The following is a 23,250-nucleotide window of genomic DNA, read 5'->3' as shown; positions in this document are numbered from 1 at the left end:
CTCCTCCTTCTTTCCCTGATTACATGCCTGGCTGCCAATGCTGCTTATTGAAGAACGAAATTCGTTATATAAACTTCATATACACGATCTTCCCCCAGGGATTTATTGACCTCATTTTTGATAAGTTCTTTTAGCTGCTCCTGTTTTTGCGGTTCAAAATCTTCGATTTTCTGCGATCGTAACGTACGCACCACCGCATCCAGAATTTTCACTTCACTGGGCGAAGGCATTTTTCCTTCCGTCGCTTCATTCTTTTCCGGTTTGACTTCAAGAATCAGACCAATTTTCAGAAAACGGCCGCTGTTTACGCCCCCAATGTTTAAGATCAGCCCTTCCTTGGCATCACCTAGCTTCATAAAGACACCCGGCTCATGATGGGCGCTTTTTCCTTCAGCCTCTTTTGCGCTGTTGCTCATAACGATCTTTGTAGCAATAAAATAGGAAATACCTCCCGCCAACAACAGACCAAACACCAAGATACCAACAATTAGCATGACAGGAGTCTTTTTTTTCTCTTCAGCCAACGACTACACCCCCATGTAAAATACCTGCAAGCACTATATCGACTAGGGAATAACGTCATGCACACTATCCCTACCTTGTTTTCATACCTATGAACCATGATCTTACAAAATTCTACAGGATCATGATAATTACCTTCCACTAAGTTCACTTTCATCAAATTTTTATTGCCAATGTTTTACCAGCTTCTGCGCAAGCCAGTCTTCAGCTATTTGCTAAGGTTTAACGCAAATTACGGAAAATCGCCCTTCTGTACTCCATCACATTGCGCACAATTTCCTGCGGTGTCTCTTCTACGATCAGCTTTTTACCGTTGGTAAGGGTAATCACCGTATCAGGAGTTGCCTCAATGGTTTCAATTAATTCGGCATTCAAAATGAAATCCCGGTCCTGCGATTTCAGTCTTGTCACTCTTATCATGGTATCTCTCCTCTAATCAATTTAAAATAGAGGGGGGATATATCCCCCCTATTTCCTATTACCGTTTGAGGTTAGCCAGTATTTCCAGCATCTCATCAGAAGTAGTAATAATCTTGGAATTTGCCTGGAATCCTCTCTGGGTGACGATCATATCACTAAATTCCTGCGACAAATCCACATTAGACATTTCCAGCGAACTGGCAGCAATTTTGCCCCGACCACCGTCACCGGCAACGCCGCGCTGCGGCTCTCCTGAGTTGTTCGATCTCTCATACAGACTGTCGCCCACCTTGGTCAAACCACCAGGATTACTAAAAGTAGCCAAAGCAACCTGCGCCAGCTTCATCGTTTCCCCATTGCTAAAGGTCCCGGTGATTGTGCCTGAGCTGTCAACTGTTTTCTTCTGCAGCGTACCGGCGGTATAACCGTTCTGATCAATAGCCGTCACCGTAGAGGAATCGGACCCACCATACTGGGTAATATTGTTCATTGAAGACCGGCTAATCGTCATAGCTGCGGAACTGTTTGTCGGCGTGATAGCTAAATCGGACAAGCTTGTGCCTACCGTATAAGGCAAGGAAGCAGTTAGCGAGGTAGTACCTGCCGCAGGCGCAGTAAAGCTACTTACCGACAGGGCAACATTATTGCCATTTAACGTTACACTGGCGGGTGAGAAGGCATAGTTGGTTCCATTATAAGTAATCGTACCTGCCCCCAGCGAAGCATTCGTAGTATCCGATGCATCACTAATCGTATAGCTCCAAACACCGTTGGTAGGGCCTGCACTATCATACGGCGTAGTATTCTTTAAAGTCATCTTATAGGAATGTAAAGCACCATCCGAATCTACTGCCGTAAAATAGGTTGTACCTGTTGACTCCGAGGTATTGTTAAGTTTCACCGCGGAAAAATCTACTGCACTAGTCGGGATACTTTTAGCTACGCCATTTTGTGAATAGGATACAATAGTACTAGCCGCCGGGGCTACAGAAGTCCCTACCGACAAAGCAACATTATTGCCACTTATAGCAAAAGGAGTTCCCTGAGCAATGGTATAGTTACCACTAGTTTGGTCGCAGGTTATTGTTCCCGTACCAACAGAGGCGCCTGAACTATCTTTGATGGTATAACTCCACTGACCATCGGTAGCCCCAGCAACATACGGTGTGTTATTGGAAATTTCCATCGTATAAGCCTGCGAAACTCCAGAGGAATCCACAGCATTAAAAGTAATTGTATTCAAAGAACTTGCTGTATTATTAAGCTGCATAGAAGAGAAAGAAAGCGCTGTAGTCTGTGTTCCAGTGGGGAATGTTATATCCTTAATCGAATCCACCGTTCCATCCGCTTTAAACGTTATAATCCCATACTTACCGGCCGTAATATTTCCATTCGCTGTACTGGTGTTAAACAGCCAGGTATTATCACCGGTTTTTAGGTAATTTTGAGTAACCTTATGTTTTTCCCCCAGTGAATCATATGTGTCAATTGAAGTTTGCGCCGTGGTGCCCACACCAGCCGTAGTCGAGCCCGTCAGATTGCCGCTATAATCGATGCTGGTGGTAGCTTTCGGCGGCATAACTTTCGTCGGAGAAATTACGATAGGCGATAGGCTGCCGCCAGTATTAATGGCTCCTGAAGAATCAACGTTCCAACCCATAACCCGGTAACCGGAACCGGGAACAACCAAATTACCGACTTCATCGAAATCAAAATCCCCGGCCCGGGTGTACACTTCGTTGGAACCGGCCTGAAGAATAAAAAATCCATTTCCTGAAATAGCCATATCGGTCTGCTTACCGGTAGACTGAGTACTGCCATCGGTAAAGATGGTGTCAATACTGGCCACCCCAGACCCCAAGCCGACCTGCATTGGATTAGTCCCGCCTTGGCCATTGCCGGCGCTGGCAGCTCCCTGCAGCGTCTGGCTCAGCATATCTTCAAAAGTTACCCGTGAGGCTTTATAACCTATGGTATTTACGTTGGCAATGTTATTGCCGATTACATCCATCCGCGTTTGGTGGTTTTTTAAACCAGCCACCCCGGAGAAAAGTGAACGCATCATAATGCATAACCCCCAATTTTTTCATCTTTCAGGTAAGAGCGGTTGCTTCTGTCATTCGGCAACCTTAAGGCTTCCTAAGAGGTCCGGCCTATACTATTACCGCACTGTCAATATTCGTAAAGACATTATCCTTCATGCTGGCTCCATCCATCGCTGTGATCACTGTTTTGTTCGTCACGCTGACGACCAGGGCCAGATTATTCATTAATACCAGCGACTCTTTTGCCCCCTTGCTGGCCGCCTTATTGACAGCCGTGTCCAGCTTGTCCAGTTCTTCTGGTTTTAACTCAATATTCCGGCTTTGCAGTCGCTGCAGCGCATGCTGGGAAAACTTCACGCCGTTCAGTTTTTGCGTCAAAATCTGATCAAAATCCGAGTTATTTGCGCTTTTTCCCGCCGTCTTTGTTTCTTGCGCGGAATAAGAAACCGGTAGGACAGGCTGCTGAGGATAGTAGATACGATTGTCAGTCATATCAGCTCACCTCCCGTATTTCAGATTGCTTTATTCAATGGTGCTGACTTTTGACATATCCACTTGTGTTTTTACAACCAGATTTTTCACTTTACTTAAATCCAGAATTCCTTCTACTGTCTTGGTATTTCCATTTGAATCCATAGCTGTCGTATCCACCGTAATTTGTGGCACACCATTAACAATCTCAACTTTGGCCACATAGCCGCTGTACATTGTGCCGGCACTGTCCTTCCACTGAATAGTCTGGCCGGTAGGATCGGAAAGCAGTTGTACTGTCTTCCCATCACTGGAGACAGCCAGGAATGGTTCATCTACGATCAGTTTTGGCTGCCCGTTTACCATTGACACGCCTTGTACTGTACCGCCGTGGACCTGTGAGTCGCTGCCTGTCCAGGAAACGGTTTTTCCGATCAGGGTGCTGGCCTGCGAAGTCATCAGTGAAGTATTCATATTCTGCATTTGTTCCAGACTAGAAAATTGCGCCATTTGCGCGATAAAATCCTGGTCACTGGTTGGATTCAAAGGATCCTGATTTTGCAACTGGGTAATCAGAAGTTTTAAAAAATCATCCTTTCCCAATATATTATTTGTCCCACTGGTTATTGCGGTATTGGAAGTAGTTCCTGTAACACCAGAAACCGTCATATTGTAACCTCCCCTATCACATTATGTTAGACACGGTAGTCAACTCCCGTATCACTTCCTGTCTGCTCGGCCTGCAGACTTTCCACGGTTGCGATGAAGTCATCATCGGTTTTCCGGTTTTTCAGTTTAATCACCGGCTGCTGCTGATTGGCCTGCTGCCCGCGCGAATCAAACTGACTTAAGCCGGCATATACACCCACATTGTCCACTTTAATTCCCTGGCTGGCCATATCCTGCTTTAATTGCGGCAGCGAGTTTTCAATGATTCCCCGGACTTCCGGATTGTTGGTGTGAAACGAAGCCGTTACCTCGCCATGCTCTACGGCGACACGCAAGGTCAATTCGCCCAGATGTTCCGGCTTCAGTTTGATGACCATTTCTGAGGCATCGTTGTACGGAGTTTTGATCAGCTTGGCCTGTTCCACAATCTGTCCGCTAAGATTATACGGATCGGCAGCCGGCTGCTGCGCATGAGCGGCAGTCTGAGTTGTTGTAGCGGTTTTAACCGTCTGTGAATCGGCTAATTGGGTAAACACGGCTGATACAGTATTATTCTTGGCGTTCAAATCGGCTACATCTTCTGCCTGATGCTTAGTTCCATCCGAAAATGCCGTTTGTTCCTCCGGCTGTCCCTGGTTCATCCCCTGCTGTGCCTCGCCTTGCACCAAATTGGCCACAGGCTGCACTACAGGTTCCTGGGCTTGAGCATGCGGCACCGGCTGCGGTTGTTCTGTCCCTTTGACGAAAGATTTGTTGTCAATCGTACTCATGACATGAACGGTTTGCACCGGAAAATCCATACTAGCCGACGCTGTTTGGGCTTTTGCCGCATCGACTGCAACGGTTGCTGCTTTTTCATCACCAGCAGGCAATACAACAGCTTGCGTGCCAGCATCGGTTTTCTCCGGTTTCGTCGGATTCGTCAGATTTTGTTGAATGGCCTCGGCAAAAGACTGAGGTTGAGTTGCAGTCACAGCAACTGCCGGCTTATCCTTGTCTGTTGCAGCTACGGTTTGAGTTTTCTCTGTCGTTGGTGCCACTAACGGTTCAACGGTAATGACCGGTTCCTGTTTCGCAACAACAGCGGCCGCTTTATTCTCTCCCGTAGTCGCTGCTCCACCGGCATCAGCTTCAGGCGTGGTTGCAGTCGGTTGAACCGGCAGCATCGGCAATACCAATCCCATCAAAGCAACAGTTGCCTGCTCTTTGCCAGCAGTCGAGCTATCCGTTGACGCTGCTGTCTCATTTTCTTCCTGCGCAGCAGATCCGGCTTTACCGGTAGCTCCCTCACCGGACGCTGCGTTCGCTGTCGTCACAGCTAACTGAGCTAAAAAAGCCAGTTGGGTTAACCCTGAGGGCACCGCTATTTTCTGACCGGTATCGGCATCCTTCACCGTCGCATTTTGCAGCATACCGGCAAAGGCATTTCCCTGTTTTGCACCGGTTCCGGCACTTGCTTGACTTCCCGCCGGCAGGGCCTGTTGCGGCGTAGCGGCGGCTCCTGGCAGTACGTTTATAGTCGCTTCCATAATTTGTTCACCTCCTTTCGCAGCTTTTATTTATATGATCAAAGGACGGTGTCTTTCCGGCCTTTAAACATCTGATCGGTCAGATTGGCCGCCCGCTGAGCATCAAACTTGGCCAATACCTGTGCTGCCTGATCTTCCTCCATTTTATTCAATATGGCAATAATGGTGGAATCGTCTAATTGTTTCATAATGGCAGCCGCCTCATCGGGTTTCATATTGCCATAAAACCGGGCCAGCTTACCTGCCCGTTTAGCTTCTTCCTGTTGTCGGGCCTTCTCCAGCTTCTCCTTATCCAGTAAAGTCTTCGCCGGATCAACTGTAGCTGCCGACTGGGTATTCTGACTGTCCGGCTGCGGTTCCTTGACCGGTTCCTGCGGTGTCACCGGGGGCTGTTCGGAGCTTGCCTGTTCTTCATCCACTGTCTCAAAGTTTGTTTTGGGCTGTTCGAAATAATGACCGATCAACGGATATTTATCAAGTCCCCACTGGCTTGCAATGTGCTGCAAATCAAAGATTTTAAAATACACCCCGGCCGCAAAAGCTGCGCTTGCCAGCATAAGTAAGACTAAAAACATGGCAATTAGCTTAAATACACCGACAAATCTTTTCTTCTTTTGTACCGGTTGTGCCACCTCTTGCTTTGTCTCTTGTTTTATTTTTGGTTTGATCTTATCGGCCATGCTCATCACCAGCTTTCCAATTGGAAAATATCCTTAACAGCTATTATTGATTATAAAGCGATAATACCTTGGATACGTAATCTTGCGTTTCACGGTACGGCGGTATGCCACCATAGTTTTTCACAGCCTGCGGTCCTGCATTATAGGCAGCCAAAGCTTTTCTGGCATCTCCCTGAAACATGCTTAGCAGGTCCTTTAAATAATGCACTCCACCGTCGATATTCTCCCGGGGATCGGAAAGATTCCGTACGCCCAGTGCCTTAGCAGTATCTGGCATCAACTGCATGACACCGACAGCCCCGGCCGGTGAAACGGCATCAGCGGTCAGGCCCGATTCGACTGTAGCCACAGCGGTGGCTAATTTAGGGTCCACACCGTACTTAGTCGCCGCGGCATAAATCATACCTTCCAAAGAAGCAGCCGGTACGTTTTTCCAAGCGCTGGCCGAAGACGCAGATTGGACGGCAGTAGCCTTTCCGCCGGAAGACAGTTGATTGTTCGCCGTTCTTAGATAATCGTCGAAGTTGCTTTCCCCTGCCGAATTTGGTGCAAATCGTTTTTCAATTGCGGCAATCCGCTGTAAAACGCTGCTGATCCCATCCATCCTTATCCTTAGCTCCCCCGTAAGAAAATTTGTGTGCCCATTTCATCCAATTCTTTTTGTTCTTCCCGTAATAACTCCAGCCGGTATTCGGCCAGTCTCTTTTTTCGCAGGTTCTCCACCACTTTGTGGCTCTTTACCGCTTCCTCCAGTTGTTTCATCGCAGCCTGACGTTTAGCTTCCGCAGAGGCTACGCGGTTAGCGGCTTCCGTAATTTGTTCCTTTAGCCTATCGAAATAGTTGCTGAAAAGTAACAGCGAATCCACCGTCAAGCCCTTGCGGCGCTGAAAACTTTGAAACTCTAAAAGCTGTGCTTGCTCTTCCTGTTCCAGGCCGCTTAGCAGTTCCTGTTCCCGCTGCAGTTCGCTGCAAGCTTCCATAAACCGCAGCTGCGCTTCTTCCTGCTTCATTTTCCGGAAATTGAGCAATGCCTCTAAACGGAACTGAAATCGTTTCATTACTGTCACTCCCAGTCGCTACCGGCTTGAAGCCTGGACAGCAACAGGCTTATCCCGCCAGTTGCCGCAACCGCTCCACCGCTTCCGTCAGTGTGGTCTGCTCATAAACACTTTGCCTTAGAAATTCATTAATACCGCCAATCATTTGCACGGCTTTATCAATATTGGCATTGCTGCCATGGGCATAAGCACCGATGTTGATTAAATCCTCCGCTTCGCGGTATGTAGCCAGGATGGACCTGACCCTCTGTGCCGCAGCATAATGTTCGCTGCTTGCAATTTCCATCATGACCCGGCTTACGCTATGCAGTACGTCAATCGCCGGATAATGATTCTGTGCCGCAATACTGCGGGAAAGCACGATATGTCCGTCCAAGATACTGCGTACCGCATCGGCGATCGGTTCATTCATATCGTCACCGTCTACCAGCACAGTATAAATGCCGGTGATTGAGCCCTTCTCGCCCGGACCGGACCGCTCCAGCAATTTAGGCAATGTCGCAAACACCGAGGGTGTATAACCTCTGGTTGCCGGTGGTTCGCCAATAGTCAGCCCCACTTCGCGCTGCGCCATAGCAAACCGGGTAACCGAATCCATCATCAGCATCACATTGGCTCCCTGGTCACGAAAATATTCCGCAATGGCCGTAGCCGTCATAGCACCTTTTATTCTGACTAAAGCGGGTTGATCAGAGGTGGCTACCACCACAACCGAGCGCTTTAAGCCTTCCTCGCCCAGATCACGTTCAATAAATTCCCGGACTTCCCGGCCCCGCTCGCCGACCAGCGCAATCACACTGATATCAGCTTCGGTATTTCTGGCAACCATGCCCAGCAGCGTACTTTTTCCTACGCCGCTGCCGGCCATTATGCCAACCCGCTGACCACAGCCAAGAGTCAGCAAACCGTCAATAGCACGGACGCCGACCGAAAGGTTGGCGTGAATCCGGCAACGTGAAAGGGGCGGTGGCGGACTGGCATGAAGCGGGTATTCCAAATCACCCTCGATAGGTCCCTTGCCATCCATCGGATTGCCAACACCGTCCAAAACCCGCCCCAGCAGTTTCCGTCCCACCGGAACGCTGAGCGACCGGCCGGCCGATACAACCTCACAGCCCGGCCCCAACCCCTGCATTTCGCCAATCGGCATAAGCAGCACCCGGTTTTGGCGAAAACCGACAACCTCCGCCGGGACTGGCTGTCCGCCGGAACGGGGATACACATAGCATAAATCCCCCAAACTGGCAGCAGGCCCTTGCGCCTCAATCACCAAACCGATAATTTGGATGATCCGGCCATTCATTTTTATTGGATCAACGCCGTCAAGCGCCCTTAAATACTTATCAGAATTAAATATCATCATGGACATACATCCTGTAATACTTTTATCAAGGCTTCCAATTGCGCATCAATTCTGGCGTCGACGGTACCACAGGGCGTGTCAACAACACAGCCTCCCACTGCTACGGTATGATCAGCCAAAACAGTGAGCGCCTGTTCCCGGCCGAGCATCGCCTGCAAATCCCGGCGGGCCTGCAGCACCAAATCGTAATCCTCCGGATGAATACGGACGGTTACCTGTTCCTGGTCACGAACTTTTTCCAACGCCGCTTTGACGATAGGGAGAACTACCATGGGGTTTTCCTCAATTTCCCGGGCAAGCACCTTGCGCAAGACCGTTACCGTAACTTCCACTATCTGACGTTCCGCCGCCAAAACAGCATTTAGTCGTTCCTGCTCTGCCAGTTGTACCATATGCTCAGCCTTGGCAGCAGCCGTCTGAACCTGTTCTTGCATCAGTTGTGCCGCTGCGGCTTTTCCTTCCTCCAGACCTTGCTGATAGCCCTGTTGATAACCGTTCTGCATTCCTTCCTCCTGGGCCGCTTGGCGGAGCTGCTCAGATTCAACCCTGGCTTTCTCCAACAGTGCATCAGCCTGCCGCCGTGCCTGGGCAAGCGTTTCCTCTGCTTGCTCTTTTGCCGCTTTCGCTTCCTGCTCCCATTGACGCCAGTCTTCCGGCACCACCGGTTCCGCCAGTGACTTATTTTCTTTTTCCCCCGGCGGAAGCTTGCCGATGATAACCGGCAAATCATGCAGCGCTACGCATTTAATAATTTTAGGCAATAATCTCGTCCCCTTTGCCGCGTGAAACAATAATTTCACCAGACTCTTCGAGACGGCGGATTACATTAACAACCTTTTGCTGTGCCTCTTCGACGTCACGAATACGGACGGGACCCATATACTCGATTTCTTCCCGCAGCATTTCGGACGCTCTTTTCGACATGTTTTTATATACTTTACCGGACACTTCACTTGACGAAGCTTTAAGGGCCATCGCCAAATCCTTGGAATCAATTTCACGCAGCACCAACTGCAGTGAACGGTCGTCCAAAAGAACAATATCTTCGAATACGAACATCCGCCTTTTGATTTCTTCGGCCAGTTCCGGATTTTGGACTTCCAGGTTCTCGATAATCGTCCGTTCGGTAGTACGGTCGACGCGGTTCAAGACCTCTACAATGGAATCCACGCCGCCGGCCGCCGTGAAATCCTGGGTTACCAGCGAGGAGAGCTTCCGTTCCAGTATCCGTTCCACGTCTTTTAAAATATCCGGCGTGGTCCGGTCCATGGTGGCAATTCGCTTGGCCACATCTACCTGGCGTTCCGGCGGTAAAGCCGAGATGATAGCAGCCGACTGATCGGGCAGCAAATAAGCCATAATCAAAGCAATCGTTTGGGGATGTTCGTTCTGGATAAAGTTCAACAATTGTGCCGGATCGGTCTTTCTGGCAAAGTCAAAGGGCCTAATCTGCAAACTGGAGGTCAGACGGTTAATAATTGATACCGCTTTTTCAGCCCCTAGAGCCTTTTCCAACACTTCGCGGGCATAATCAAGACCACCGGAGGACAGGTACTCCTTGGCAAGAGCCAATTGATGAAACTCCGCCAACACGGCTTCCTTCTGTTCCGGCGTTATTTTTCGCTGGCTGGCAATCTCCAAGGTCAGTTTTTCAATTTCGTCTTCCCGCAAATGTTTAAAAACCTGTGCGGATAAATCAGGACCGAGTGTGATCAACAAGACGGCTGCCTTTTGTTTATTTGTCAATTCATTTGATTGGTACATTGGTCTCACCCTCCTGTCCCGCTATTCTTCACTCAGCCAAGCCTTAATCAACTGCGCCACATCGTCAGGGTTGGTCTTAGCCATTTTAGCAATCAGTTCCTGCCGTTCCAGTTTTTCTTTTTCCTGCGGTGTCAATTCAGGCTCTGCCATTTCAGCCTGTTCCAGCGTGGCAAGCTGAGACTCCCGGAATGCCTCCAGCATTTCCGCTTCCTGACGCTGCTGTTTCTTGCGGGCAAAATAAGCCCGTACGCCAAGCAATACGATAACCAAGGCGATTACTGCCAGGCCGATCTTTATCCACAGGTTTTGCCGCTGAGCAGCCTCTTCAGCCAGACGTTCACGGTCAGCCATGTCGGTGTTGAAGGCAATGCTTTCTACCGACACCACATCACCCCGGGCCGGATTGATGCCGACGGCCGAGGAAACAGTCTTGGCAATGCTGTCCTGCTGCGCCTTGTTCAGACTGGCATCAACCAGTACGGCAACTGTCAGTCGTTTGATGGCCCCCGGCGCCGCAACCACCTTTTCCTTGGTTTCATTAATTTCATAGTTCTTTATAGAATCTTTCTTTTCGTAATTTGATTGAGTGTTATTGCCGGTCACGTAACCGGGAATATTGGTCGTAGTACCCGGAACACCGCCTGGTGTCGAAGCCGTGCCCTGATAGCGTTCATTAGTATCCTGGGAGCTGCGGATAATGCCTTTATCATCCACAACCGGTTCATAGACTTGCTTGTCCACCGTATGCTGGTCAAAGGTCAGCTCCACATTAACTCTGGCAGCAGCTTTTCCCGGTCCAAGCACCTGATCAAGCAGCGAATCCAGGTTCTTTTGCAGGTCATCCTGCATCTTCCGCGTCATTTCAAGCTGGGTCATCGAGCCGGAACCGAGTATATTCGATTCGTCCTGCTGATCATTGAGCACGTGTGCGTAATTATCTACCACGGTAATATTTTCCGGCTTCAAACCCTGGATACTATGGGCCGCCAGATTGACAATGCCTTTTACCTGTTCCTTGGTCAATTGCGCTGACGGACGCAGTTTAACCATAATCGAAGCGGTCGCCGGTTTTTCGTTCTTTTTATATAAACTGTCCTCCGGCAAAACAATATGGACTCGGGCCTTTTCCACCTCGTCCATCTGTTCTATCGTGCGTGTTAATTCTCCTTGCAAAGCCTGTAACAGATACACTTTGTTCTGAAATTCCGTTACACCGAACTTATTCTGATCGAATATTTCAAATCCCTTATTGCCGCGCGGTAAACCCAGACTGGCTAACTCTAAGCGAACACGATGCACATCTTTAGCAGAAACTAAAATAGCCGTACCGTTAGCATTTTCCTGTGGTTCAAAAGAAACTTTCATTTCCTTTAATTTAGCAGCAACTTCACCTGCATCTTTGGCTTCCATATTGGTAAATAAAGGTACCATGTCCGGTTTGGAGCCCCACCAATAACTCCAGGACAAAATCAATATAAAGAACAGCACTGCTGAACCAATAATTGCATACCTTTGTTTTTTGCCGATATTTTGCCATAAGCGCAGAGACTGTTCTTTCCAGTCGGCCATGGTCTCCACCCTTTCAAGCGACACTGAACGTTACATATTTAATATTTCCTACAACTTGCCGGACAACCGGCAGTATTGATGATATATTACCCTGAACTTCCTTATACCTGCATTCTCATAACTTCCTGATAGGCGTCCACAATCTTGTTGCGCACCTGCATCGTCAATTGCAAAGCTACACTGGCTTTTTCCGTCGCAATCACAACCTGCGATACATCCTGCAGTTTACCTGCTGCCAAATCAACGGAAGCCTGGTTAGCACTTTTCTGAAGTTCATTCACATTATTCAGTGCGTCGGATAACAATTGGCCAAAACTTTTATCCCCACTGGTCGGCAAAACGGCATCAGAGGTCAGCCGCGACCCTACAGGCATCAATTTTATTGGTTCTATCCGCATGAATGTTCCTCCCTATTTTCCAATTTCTAACGCCTTCAACGCCATGCTTTTTGCCGAATTGACGGCCGTTACATTCGCCTCATAGGCTCTTGTCGCCGTAATCATGTCCACCATTTCTGTAACAATATTTACATTCGGCATTTCCACATAGCCCGCCTGATTGGCATCCGGATGATGCGGATCATATACCATGCGAGTGGGAGAATCGTCTTCAGTGATGCCTACCACTTTTACCCCATCACCACCAGCTCCCATCTCTTTGGACAAAATCTGACTGAATGAAGCTTGCTCCGAACGAGGCTCAAACACTACCAGTTGCCGGCGGTATGGACCACCCTTGGCCGTACGGGTTGTGTTGGCATTGGCAATATTGTTGGAAATAACGTCCATCCTAAGACGTTCGGCGGTTAAGCCCGATGCTGCCGAATCAATGGCCCCAAACATTCCCATGACTATTTCCCTCCATTAATAACGGATTTGATACCGGAATAGTACTTGCCGATTTGCTGGGCAACGGCGTTGTAATACAGTGTATTTTTGGCTAATTCAGCCATTTCCATATCCACATCCACATTGTTTCCATCCGTCCGCATAGAAGTATTGCCAATCAGCTTGACTACAGGCTCCACATCCTGCCGGGAAACGGTCTGTGGTAAATGTTTCTCATTAGTTTTAAGCAGCGGCAGGCTGCTTCCGTTATCTCCCAGTGCCTGTTGCAGCAAGCTTTCAAAAGCGACCTCGCTTTTTTTAAATCCCGGGGTGTTCACATTGGCAATATTATTGCTTATCACCTTATTACGAAGTGAAGCAGCCCCCAGAGCCTTTTCCAGAATCGCAGCGTAAGGCGCAGATACAATTGACTCCAGCACCAGAAATCTCCTCGACTTTCAGTTTATGTATTTAAAAATATCTTTTGCATAATTCTACATAATCCATAAAAATCCTCTAGATACTTCGTTTAATAATCTCCTTTTATAGATACTATTTTACAAGGTTTAACCATATCTTAACAAAAAAAATAACAATGCTTCTTATTTTATCGTTTTTTGTCGGCAGCAAGTTGAAAAAAATACCAATATAGAAACTATAGTTGATCGCTCGTGTCTCAGACTGACGGCAAAAAATTTCTCCCAGCTCCGTGGAAATAAAAAAAACTACCTTACCTAAGTAAAGCAGTTTTTTAAAACCTTATTTCTTAAGCTTCTTGAGTTCATCCAGCAATCGTTCATTCAGCACTTTAATATAGGTGCCTTTCATTCCCAGCGACTTGGACTCAATTACACCGGCGCTTTCAAACTTGCGCAGCGCATTGACGATAACGGATCGGGTGATGCCCACCCGGTCGGCGATCTTGCTGGCGACCAGCAAGCCTTCATCCCCTTCCAGTTCGCTTAAGATATGCATAACCGCTTCCAGCTCGGAATAAGACAGCGTTCCCAACGCCACTTGCACAGTGGCTTTTTTACGAGCCTCTTCTTCAATCTTTTCACTGCGGTCACGCAGAATTTCCATACCGACCACAGTGGCGCCATATTCGGCCAAGACCAGATCATCATCGGTGAACTCAGCCTGGAATTTCGCCACAATCAGCGTACCGATCCGTTCACCCACTCCATGGATAGGTACGATAGTCGTATATTTGTCACGGAACAAACAGCCAATGTCCCCGTTAAAAGTGCAGGTACCGGCATCCAGACTCAGGTTGGGCGAGGTTTCGTTGATTCTGAGCAGCCAGTCAACATACCGTTCGGGAAACTGCTCCTTGGACAGTACGCGGTCCCGCATTACATCACATTCAAAATTGTCCAGCAAAGCAAATCCTAAGATGGCGCCATCTCTCGCCACAATATAAACATTGGCACTCATGACACTGCTAAGCACACGCGATATTTCATTATACTGAACGTTTTCTGACTTTTGTAAAAGCCGGTTAATCTTTCGGGTTCGTTCCAACAATGAAGACATAATACAATTCTCCTGCCTTTCTAAAACTGTTATATTTTATAAGATGAAATGACTTAAGTCTTGATTTACCACAATATGCTTAAGCTTGTCATTCACATATTCCCGGTTGATTGCAATGGTTTTTTCCGGTATGTCGGGAGCATCAAAAGCCAAATCCTCCAGCAGCTTTTCCAAGATAGTATGCAGTCTCCTGGCGCCGATATTCTCCGTTTGGTCATTTACCTGACAGGCAATTTCGGCCAACTCGTCAATAGCGTCATCGCTGAAGGTAATTTCTATGCCTTCCGTCTGCAGCAGGGAAGTATACTGCTTGATTAGCGCGTTTTCCGGTTCCGTCAGAATTTGACGAAAATCTTCTTTAACTAAATTATTCAGCTCCACCCGGATAGGGAAACGTCCCTGCAGTTCCGGAATCAGATCGGAAGGTTTTGACGTGTGAAAAGCGCCTGCCGCAATAAACAGAATATGATCCGTCTTGACCGGACCATGCTTGGTTACTACGGTCGATCCTTCCACGATCGGCAGAATGTCCCGTTGAACGCCCTCCCGTGATACGTCCGGTCCGGAAGAAGGTCCCCGTCCGGCAATCTTATCAATTTCGTCAAGAAATATTATACCATAGTTTTCTGCCAAACTAATAGCATTAGTTGTAACTTCATCCATATCAATCAGCTTTTGTGCTTCTTCCTGTGTAAAGATCTTCCGGGCACTCTCCACGGTAACTTTGCGCTTTTTTTGCTTTTTCGGCAAAAAGCTGCCCAGCATATCCTGAATTCCCATTCCCATTTCTTCCACACCGGAGCCGGCGAACATCCCCAGCATAGGATTGGAGTTATCCTCGACCAGCACCTCGATCAATTCCTCTTCCAGTTCACCATCTTCCAGACGCCGGCGCCAATATTCCCGGTCGTTCGTCTCCCCTGTCTGCACCGTTTCCTCTGCCTTGTCATCATTGCCGGCATGGCCCAGCGAAGTACCGGAAAATAGCATTTCAAAGGGATTTCGGATACTATCCTTTTTAGCTGAAGGTCTAAAGCATTCTAAAATACGCTCATCAGCTAACGTACGGGCTTGATCGTTTACCGCCAGCATCTTCACCTGTTTAACCATGCGGATGGCCGTTTCAACCAGATCACGAATCATGGACTCTACGTCCCGCCCCACATAGCCGACCTCGGTAAACTTAGTCGCCTCCACCTTAATGAACGGAGCATTGACCAATTTGGCCAACCGGCGAGCAATTTCCGTTTTTCCTACGCCTGTGGGCCCGATCATTAGAATATTCTTGGGAATGACTTCCTCCCGGAGTTCGTCTGACAGTTGTTTGCTCCGCCAGCGGTTTCGCAGGGCAATGGCTACCGACTTTTTGGCCTGCCGCTGCCCAATAATATATTTATCCAGTTCATTGACAATTTGTCTGGGGGTCAATTCGCTCAAAAGGATCCCTCCTTCTTAGAGTTCTTCAACCGTAATATGGTTGTTGGTAAACACACAAATATCAGCGGCAATCAGTAACGCTTCCCGAACAATATCAGCCGCCGAAAGTTCGGAGAATTTGACCATGGCCCGCGCCGCCGCCAAAGCGTATGAACCGCCGGAGCCAATAGCCGTTACCCCGTCATCGGGCTCAATAACCTCTCCGTTGCCGGATATGATGAGCATCCGTTCCGCGTCGGCAACGATGAGCAGCGCCTCCAGGCGCCTCAGCACCCGGTCCATACGCCATTCCTTCGCCAGCTCTACGGCGGCCCGCATTAAGTTACCGTTGAACTCTTCCAGTTTTGCTTCAAATTTGGCAAACAAGGTAAATGCATCGGCTACCGATCCGGCAAAGCCGGCCAGTACTTTGCCATGATACAGGCGTCTTACCTTTTTGGCGTTATGTTTCATGACCGTATTGCCGCCAAAGGTAACCTGCCCATCACCGGCGATGGCGATTTTTCCGTGCTGTCGCACGGCAATGATAGTTGTAGCATGAAACATACCTATTCCTCCTATACATTAAGCCCGGGGATGTGCGTTCCGGTATACCGACTTAAGCCTTTCTTTGGTCACATGCGTATAGAGCTGCGTAGTCGAAAGATTTACATGGCCCAGCATTTCCTGCACCGAACGCAAATCGGCTCCATTATTCAGCAGGTGTGTTGCAAAGGTGTGGCGCAGTGTATGAGGGCTTACCTTCTTTTTAAGGGCCAGTTGTTCTACATAGTTAGCGACAATCCGCCGTACGCTGCGATCAGTCAACGGGCCTCCCTTACTATTGACAAACAGTGCCTGATGGGCCCCGGTCCGGCATTTGGCATAGAAAAAAGGACGGGAGTGTTCCAGGTAGGTTTTAAGCGCGGCCAGCGCCGTTTTACCCACAGGCACAATCCTTTCCTTGGCGCCTTTGCCGTAGACCAGGATATAACCGGACACCGCATCAATGTCCTTAAGCGATAAACCGACTAATTCACCGACCCGCAGCCCCGAAGCGTACAACACTTCCAAAATGGCGGCATCCCGGTAGCCGGTGCGGTCTTTAGCGGGCAGTTGCAGCAACTCCGTAATCTCCAGAGTATCCAGAAAAGACGGCAGCCTTTTTTCCAGTTTAGGCGTGTGAATAGCTGAAAATGGGTTGCCCTCAATGATCTCCTCCCGGCATAAAAAGCGAAAGAAAGAACGCAGTACGGCAATCCGCCGGGCAATCGTCGTTCTTGCATAGCCATGCTTTTTCATAGCGGCCAGATAAGACCTGATTAGGGAGGAAGTAATATTCTCAAAAAAAGCCTCAACAACACCCTGTGACCGCGCAAAATCAATGAACAGCTCAAGGTCTGCACGATAACTGATTACAGTGTGCTGTGAGGCATTTTTCTCTATCTGTAAATAACGAATAAAGTATTGAAGTTGCTCTGTTATCATATCCATAGAATCACACTTTTTGTCACATTTCTCCAAAATACCTTTTTATGGATTTATACTAGCATACTGCCCCACGTTATGCAAGAATTAATTTTCAAAGTTTTCTTTAAATTCCCGTAAACTTTCCAAAGCTCTATCCGCAATCATACCGTTTTTCATTTTCTTATCTCTAATTTTACGCTCCAGAGGCGGTAATAGACCAAAATTAACATTCATAGGCTGAAAATTCTTGGCTGCCGCTTGTGTAATATAGCGGCAAAGCGCTCCATGTGCCGTCTGAGCCGGCAGTACCAGCGGCTCGGCGCCCACAGCCAGACGTGCGGCATTTAGTCCGGCCACCAATCCGGACGAGGCTGATTCGATGTAGCCTTCGACGCCGGTAATCTGGCCGGCAAACAGGATAGCGGGATGCTCTTTCATTTGCAAAGTCGGCTGTAGTACATTGGGCGAGTTAATGAAGGTATTGCGGTGCATAACGCCAAAACGGACAAATTCAGCCTGTTCCAGCCCCGGTATCAACCGGAACACCCGTTGCTGTTCAGGCCACTTGAGATGAGTCTGGAAACCGACAATATTAAACAAGGTTGCGGCAAAATTATCCTGCCGCAACTGAACCACTGCATAGGGGCGTTCGCCGCCGGCGGGATTCTCAAGTCCTACCGGCTTTAATGGACCATACCGCAGAGTGTCAATCCCTCTTCTGGCCATCTCCTCCACCGGCATGCAGCCTTCAAAGAAAATGGCTTTCTCAAACTCCTTGATGGCCGCTGTTTCAGCCTGGGTTAGCTCCTGCCAGAAGACTTCATATTCCTCCCGGTTCATCGGGCAGTTGAGATAATCTTCATCCCCCTTGCCGTAACGGGAAGCGCGGTAAATCTTCTCCATATCGAGCGATTCCAGGGTAACAATCGGCGCTGCCGCATCATAAAAATACAAATAATCGGTACCGGTCAGCTTTTTAACCGAATCCGACAACCGCGGCGAAGTCAATGGCCCACTGGCGACTACCAGAACATCAGTCTGATGCTGAACCAGCTCCGTCACCTCTTCATTAAAAACCGTTATATTCGGATGGTTTTTCACCGCAGCGGTGATTTGACGGCTGAAAGCATCCCGGTCAACGGCCAGCGCGCCGCCGGCCGGCACCCGGGTGGCGTCAGCGGCTTGCATTACCAGCGAATCTAACTGACGCATTTCTTCCTTTAACAGTCCTACGGCATTTTCAACCGCCGCTGCCCGCAGCGAGTTGCTGCATACCAATTCCGCGAAATTTTCCGTGTGATGGGCCGGCGTCATCACTTTGGGACGCATCTCATATAAATCAACCTGTATTCCTCTTTGCGCCACCTGCCAGGCAGCCTCACTGCCCGCCAGTCCGGCGCCAATAACCGTTACTTTAGCCACTTGTTTTCCTCCGTTTGACCGGCTGCTTCGCCTTGCCGGCCGCTGTCTCCGTTTTTGCCTTGCCCGCCGGCGTTTTTTTACTGTCCCGGACCGGCTTAGCCTTGTCGTCCGTTTTTTCCCGGACCTTTTCACGGGTAGTACAGCTTTCATTGCCGCATTGGGTTATAACCCGTCCGTTTTTATATTTATGCTTGGTCATAAAGCTGCCGCATACGACGCAATTCTCTTTTAACGGCATATCCCAGGTAACAAAGTCACATTGCGGATAATTTTTACAGCCATAGAACACTCTGCCACGCTTGGTCCGGCGTTCAATAACGGCGCCGCCGCATTTCGGGCAGGCTGCTCCTGTCTCTTTAATGATCGGCTTGGTGTTCCGGCACTCGGGAAAACCTGGACAAGCCAGAAAATTACCATACCGTCCCTGTTTGACTACCATCAGCTTGCCACAGTTCTCGCAAGGGATATCGGACACCTCTACCGGCAGTTCCACATGACCGATTTCTTCTTCGGCATGAGCCAGCGTCTGGGCAAAAGGCTGGTAGAATTGTTCCAGCAAGGCAACGCGGGACCCGTGTCCTTCGGCAATTTCGTCCAGGCTGTCCTCCATTTGGGCGGTAAAGGCCACGTCAACAATATCGGTAAAATACTGTTTTAATAAATCCACTACCACAAAGCCCAGCTCGGTAGGTTCAAATTTTTTATCCACCCGCACCACGTAACCGCGCCCCAGAATGGTTTCGATAATGGGCGCATAGGTACTGGGTCGCCCAATTCCCTTTTCTTCCAGTATTTTCACCAGCGAAGCCTCAGTATAACGGGGCGGCGGTTCGGTAAAATGCTGTTTCGGCAAAACTTTCGTCAATTTGAGCGACTGACCGGGCTCGAGTTCCGGCAGTGTCACTTCCTTGTCCTTTTCTTCCTCGCCCTTTTCTTTTCCCTCGGTATAAACAGCCATAAAGCCGGCAAATTTTATCTGTGAACCGGTTGCCCGGAGTTCGTAGCGGCCGGCACCGATGTCTACTGTCAACGTGTCATAGACGGCAGCCGCCATCTGGCTGGCCACAAACCGCTCCCAGATCAGCGTATACAGCTTCAACTGGTCTTTGGTCAGGTACTTGCCGATCGTGTCGGGCGTCATGAGCACATCGGTAGGACGCACAGCTTCGTGGGCATCCTGTGCGCTTTTTTTGCTGCTGTAGACCGGACTTTTCTCCGGTACATAGCCGTTGCCGAACTTCTCAATAATATAGCTGCGGGCCTCCTGTTGCGCCGATTCGGCGATCCGGGTGGAGTCGGTACGCATGTAAGAAATCAGACCGACCGGCCCCCGGCTGCCTACATCCAGACCTTCATATAGCTGCTGAGCCACCATCATGGTTTTCCGGGAAGTGAAGCCCAGCTTTCGGGAGGCATCCTGCTGCAAGCTGCTGGTGGTAAAGGGCGGCGCCGGATTGCGCCGGCGTTCCCGCCGCTTTACAGCGCTGACGGTATATTCTGCCGTCTCCAGATCTTTGGTGATCGCCGTTGCCTGTTCCTCATTGTTAACTTCGGCTTTCTTTCCTTCAATCGCCACCAGTTGCGCCTCAAACAAGGCTGCCCTAGCGGATTTTCTCAGTTTAGCCGTAATCGACCAATATTCTTCTGGCTGGAAGGCCTGAATTTCCTTTTCCCTGTCACAAATCATCCGGACGGCCACCGATTGCACCCGTCCGGCGCTTAAACCCTTCCTTACCTTGCGCCAAAGCAGCGGACTCAGCTTATAGCCGACAATCCGGTCTAAATGCCGCCTGGCCTGTTGAGCGTCAACCCTGGCCAGATTAATCGGCCGGGGATGCTTAACGGCGTTCTGAATAGCCGATTTGGTAATTTCATTAAATTCAATACGGCAGCTTTCATCTGCCGGGATATGTAAAAGGTGCGCCAAATGCCAGGCAATGGCTTCCCCTTCCCGGTCAGGGTCAGATGCCAGATATACCTTGTCGGCGTTTTTAGCGGCCTCTTTCAGGCTCTTGATCAGATCGCCCTTGCCCCGAATGTTGATGTATTTAGGCGTAAACTGCTGTTCAATATCTATGCCGAACTGACTCTTCGGCAAATCGCGCAAATGCCCCATGGAGGCCCGCACCGTGTAATTTTTTCCTAAGAACTTTTCAATTGTCTTTGCCTTGGCAGGTGATTCTACTACAACCAGCGCCTTTGTCACCTAATTCCCTCCTTAGCAGCACGAGCATACCGCTGACCTGCGTGCTCGGCCACCAAACCACGTAACTCTAACTGCAATACTATATACGCCGCTGTTGACGGCAACATCCCTGTTTTTATCACAATTTCCTCAACAGTCAGCAAGGTATCATACGTAAGACTATCATATACCGCTTGTTCCGCCGCCGTCAAATCCGGCATGTCCGGCTTTTGCCGCTCCGCTGTTTCTCCATACTCTTCCAAAACATCCGCAGCCCGTTCCACAAGCTTGGCTCCCTGTTTAATCAGACGGTGTGCTCCCTGCGAAGCGGCCGAAAAAATGCTGCCCGGTACGGCAAACACATCGCGCCCTTCTTCCAGGGCAAAGTCGGCCGTAATCAGGGCGCCGCTTTTTTCCGCCGCCTCCACAACCACCACACCGCGCGACATACCACTGATAATCCGGTTGCGAGCCGGGAAAAAAGCCGCATGGGGCTGAGTCCCCGGCGCATATTCAGAAATAACACAGCCGGCTCCGGCAATCTCGTCCAACAAGGCGGCGTTTTCCGGCGGATATACGACATCGACGCCACAACCCAGCACGGCTACCGTTTTTCCCGCCGTTAAAGCACCCCGGTGAGCGGCCGAATCAATGCCGCGCGCCGCGCCGCTTATCACCCAGAAACCGGCAGCAGCCACATCACGGGCCAGTATTTCCGCCGCATTCTTACCGTAGACCGAAGCACGACGGGCTCCCACAATACCGATAAGCTTGTCATGCTCCGGCAGCGTTCCGCGGTAGAACAGCACCTGCGGCGGCCTGAATGAACAGGCGAGCAAAGCGGGGTATTCCGGCTCCTCCAGCGAACACAGCTTAATAGAAGCCCGCTCCCACGCTTCAGCCAATTGCTCTATATCTAGCTTTTCCCTGTGTTCCAGAAAAATATGACAAGTTTGCTCATCCAAACACCGGGATAAACATAAATCCTTTAAATCAGCTTGCCAAACCTGCTCGGCACTGCCAAAAAAGCGCAGCAATTGATGCAGTCTGGCCGTACCGATCCCCGGAGTCATTTGCAATCCCGCCATGTATAATTTATTCATGCTACCTCCGCCACATCAGGCTAAAATCCATGAATTAATTTGCAATTATTATATCTGCCACATCTGATACCGTCAAGAGCAAACTTGGGAAAAAATAGTAGCGGCAATAGTGTCCGCCGCCTGGGGCCTGCCCAATGCCATCGCCTGGCGGCCCATGTAGTCCAGCGTGTCGGTATCGCTCAGCAGGTTCAACAGATGAGTCCGTATTTCGTCCAGCGAGTCGGCACGTACAGCAACCCCATGCTTGATCAAATAAGCTGTGTTGGCTTCCTCCTGACCCGGTATCGGCTTATATACAAGGATAGGCAAGCCGGCGCACAGGGCTTCCGAAGCGGTCAGTCCTCCCGGCTTGGAAATCAACAAATCGGCGGCTCCCATCAACTCGTGAATATTATTGACATAACCAAATAATCGCAGCGTACATTTTAACGAGGGCATTAAGGTCTCGATCTTATTGTACATAACCCGGTTGTTGCCGGTAACAACCATGATCTGCAAAGGCTCTTCCAGCTCATCGCAAAGTAAAATAATCTCATCCATGGGAAGCACACCGGCGCCGCCTCCCATAACCAGCAGTGTTTTCTTATCTGCCGCCAGCCCCAGTTGCCGGCAGACCAGTTCACGGCTGTAGGTGGCACCAAAAGCCTGCTCCACCGGAATACCAACACTGTCAACCCGCGATCGCTCGATACCAAAACCTTCCAGCACCGTACAGAGACTGCTGTTGGCGACAAAATAGCGTTCCATCTCCGGGTACACCCAAAGCCGGTGGACAGCATAATCAGTAATGACCGCTGTAATCGGAACTTTCATGCCATGGTATTTGGCCAGATAAGCTGCTAACCCGGCAGGCGTCGCATGAGTACAGACAATAGCATCCGGCCGGTAATCCAGAATCAGCCGGTGCATGCGGGAGGCTAAAAACCAATTAATAATCTGGCTGATCAGCGAAGCCGACACATCCTTGTTGCCCCAGCGGTACATAAGACCATATGCCGGCGGAAACAGCGATAAAATAGTAAGATAGATTTTTAAGATCAATTGTCCCACCATGGGGCTGAAAAAGTCAAAAATATTTGTGATCTTCACTTCGGCATCAGGGTCCTGCCGAAGCATGGCAGTACGGACGGCTTGTGCCGCCCGGGTATGTCCTGCTCCAATGGGAGCGCTAAAGAATAAAATTTTTCGTTTCTTCGGCAA

Annotated in this window: 24 protein-coding genes; all 24 read right to left on the bottom strand. The window is 49.4% G+C overall.

The genetic code is table 11. The features are described from left to right. Positions 1-44: 44 nt before the first annotated feature. The gene (locus F3H20_RS04085; protein ID WP_149733682.1) at positions 45-524 is read right to left on the bottom strand and encodes a flagellar basal body-associated FliL family protein; all 480 of its coding nucleotides are present in this window, start codon (positions 522-524) and stop codon (positions 45-47) included. Between the two features lie 220 nt (positions 525-744). Further along, complete coding sequence (locus F3H20_RS04080; RefSeq protein ID WP_091744932.1) at positions 745-942, bottom strand: flagellar FlbD family protein; 198 nt, start codon at positions 940-942, stop codon at positions 745-747. A gap of 58 nt (positions 943-1,000) precedes the next feature. Beyond that, on the bottom strand, positions 1,001-3,007 hold the full coding sequence (locus F3H20_RS04075; protein ID WP_149733681.1) for a flagellar hook-basal body complex protein: 2,007 nt from the start codon (positions 3,005-3,007) through the stop codon (positions 1,001-1,003). Positions 3,008-3,095: 88 nt separating this feature from the next. Next, complete coding sequence (locus F3H20_RS04070; RefSeq protein ID WP_149733680.1) at positions 3,096-3,479, bottom strand: TIGR02530 family flagellar biosynthesis protein; 384 nt, start codon at positions 3,477-3,479, stop codon at positions 3,096-3,098. A 30-nt stretch (positions 3,480-3,509) separates the two neighbouring features. Beyond that, entirely contained in the window at positions 3,510-4,127 is a 618-nt protein-coding gene (locus tag F3H20_RS20095; RefSeq protein ID WP_223191597.1) for a flagellar hook capping FlgD N-terminal domain-containing protein, read from the bottom strand. 26 nt (positions 4,128-4,153) lie between these two features. Beyond that, positions 4,154-5,656 carry a flagellar hook-length control protein FliK gene (locus tag F3H20_RS04060; RefSeq protein WP_149733679.1) on the bottom strand — a complete coding sequence of 501 codons (1,503 nt, stop codon included), beginning with the start codon at positions 5,654-5,656 and terminating at the stop codon, positions 4,154-4,156. A gap of 38 nt (positions 5,657-5,694) precedes the next feature. Continuing rightward, complete coding sequence (locus F3H20_RS04055) at positions 5,695-6,336, bottom strand: MotE family protein (protein WP_188128191.1); 642 nt, start codon at positions 6,334-6,336, stop codon at positions 5,695-5,697. 43 nt (positions 6,337-6,379) lie between these two features. Then, positions 6,380-6,940 carry a lytic transglycosylase domain-containing protein gene (locus F3H20_RS04050; RefSeq protein ID WP_149733677.1) on the bottom strand — a complete coding sequence of 187 codons (561 nt, stop codon included), beginning with the start codon at positions 6,938-6,940 and terminating at the stop codon, positions 6,380-6,382. 8 nt (positions 6,941-6,948) lie between these two features. Beyond that, positions 6,949-7,395, bottom strand: coding sequence for a flagellar export protein FliJ (gene fliJ / locus F3H20_RS04045; protein ID WP_149733676.1), 447 nt, complete (start codon positions 7,393-7,395; stop codon positions 6,949-6,951). Positions 7,396-7,444: 49 nt separating this feature from the next. After that, the gene (gene fliI / locus F3H20_RS04040; RefSeq protein WP_149733675.1) at positions 7,445-8,758 is read right to left on the bottom strand and encodes a flagellar protein export ATPase FliI; all 1,314 of its coding nucleotides are present in this window, start codon (positions 8,756-8,758) and stop codon (positions 7,445-7,447) included. Continuing rightward, entirely contained in the window at positions 8,755-9,519 is a 765-nt protein-coding gene (locus F3H20_RS04035; RefSeq protein ID WP_149733674.1) for a FliH/SctL family protein, read from the bottom strand. Before F3H20_RS04035 ends, fliI begins: the two co-directional genes overlap by 4 nt. Then, entirely contained in the window at positions 9,512-10,522 is a 1,011-nt protein-coding gene (gene fliG / locus F3H20_RS04030; RefSeq protein ID WP_091744952.1) for a flagellar motor switch protein FliG, read from the bottom strand. Before fliG ends, F3H20_RS04035 begins: the two co-directional genes overlap by 8 nt. Before the next feature lie 21 nt (positions 10,523-10,543). Continuing rightward, on the bottom strand, positions 10,544-12,091 hold the full coding sequence (fliF, locus tag F3H20_RS04025) for a flagellar basal-body MS-ring/collar protein FliF (protein WP_149733673.1): 1,548 nt from the start codon (positions 12,089-12,091) through the stop codon (positions 10,544-10,546). Between the two features lie 101 nt (positions 12,092-12,192). Continuing rightward, entirely contained in the window at positions 12,193-12,489 is a 297-nt protein-coding gene (gene fliE, locus F3H20_RS04020) for a flagellar hook-basal body complex protein FliE (protein WP_149733672.1), read from the bottom strand. A gap of 12 nt (positions 12,490-12,501) precedes the next feature. After that, on the bottom strand, positions 12,502-12,939 hold the full coding sequence (gene flgC, locus F3H20_RS04015; RefSeq protein WP_149733671.1) for a flagellar basal body rod protein FlgC: 438 nt from the start codon (positions 12,937-12,939) through the stop codon (positions 12,502-12,504). Between the two features lie 2 nt (positions 12,940-12,941). Then, positions 12,942-13,358, bottom strand: coding sequence for a flagellar basal body rod protein FlgB (gene flgB, locus F3H20_RS04010; RefSeq protein WP_149733670.1), 417 nt, complete (start codon positions 13,356-13,358; stop codon positions 12,942-12,944). A gap of 319 nt (positions 13,359-13,677) precedes the next feature. Then, positions 13,678-14,454 carry a GTP-sensing pleiotropic transcriptional regulator CodY gene (gene codY, locus F3H20_RS04005; RefSeq protein ID WP_091744961.1) on the bottom strand — a complete coding sequence of 259 codons (777 nt, stop codon included), beginning with the start codon at positions 14,452-14,454 and terminating at the stop codon, positions 13,678-13,680. A gap of 36 nt (positions 14,455-14,490) precedes the next feature. Beyond that, on the bottom strand, positions 14,491-15,891 hold the full coding sequence (gene hslU / locus F3H20_RS04000; RefSeq protein ID WP_149733669.1) for an ATP-dependent protease ATPase subunit HslU: 1,401 nt from the start codon (positions 15,889-15,891) through the stop codon (positions 14,491-14,493). Positions 15,892-15,906: 15 nt separating this feature from the next. Next, positions 15,907-16,437: an ATP-dependent protease subunit HslV gene (gene hslV / locus F3H20_RS03995; protein WP_149733668.1), complete on the bottom strand. Its 531-nt coding sequence runs from the start codon at positions 16,435-16,437 to the stop codon at positions 15,907-15,909. Between the two features lie 18 nt (positions 16,438-16,455). Continuing rightward, positions 16,456-17,364 carry a tyrosine recombinase XerC gene (xerC, locus tag F3H20_RS03990; RefSeq protein ID WP_149733667.1) on the bottom strand — a complete coding sequence of 303 codons (909 nt, stop codon included), beginning with the start codon at positions 17,362-17,364 and terminating at the stop codon, positions 16,456-16,458. 81 nt (positions 17,365-17,445) lie between these two features. Next, a complete protein-coding gene (gene trmFO / locus F3H20_RS03985; RefSeq protein ID WP_149733666.1) occupies positions 17,446-18,762 on the bottom strand; it encodes a methylenetetrahydrofolate--tRNA-(uracil(54)-C(5))-methyltransferase (FADH(2)-oxidizing) TrmFO in 1,317 nt (438 codons plus the stop codon). Next, positions 18,755-20,968, bottom strand: coding sequence for a type I DNA topoisomerase (topA, locus tag F3H20_RS03980; RefSeq protein ID WP_149733665.1), 2,214 nt, complete (start codon positions 20,966-20,968; stop codon positions 18,755-18,757). Before topA ends, trmFO begins: the two co-directional genes overlap by 8 nt. Continuing rightward, positions 20,965-22,050: a DNA-processing protein DprA gene (gene dprA, locus F3H20_RS03975; RefSeq protein ID WP_149733664.1), complete on the bottom strand. Its 1,086-nt coding sequence runs from the start codon at positions 22,048-22,050 to the stop codon at positions 20,965-20,967. Before dprA ends, topA begins: the two co-directional genes overlap by 4 nt. 72 nt (positions 22,051-22,122) lie before the next feature. After that, positions 22,123-23,250: an MGDG synthase family glycosyltransferase gene (locus F3H20_RS03970; RefSeq protein ID WP_149733663.1), complete on the bottom strand. Its 1,128-nt coding sequence runs from the start codon at positions 23,248-23,250 to the stop codon at positions 22,123-22,125.

The sequence above is a fragment of the Propionispora hippei DSM 15287 genome (assembly GCF_900141835.1).
GTDB classification, from domain to species: Bacteria; Bacillota; Negativicutes; order Propionisporales; family Propionisporaceae; genus Propionispora; species Propionispora hippei.
This window is presented reverse-complemented; position numbering and strand designations above follow the sequence as displayed.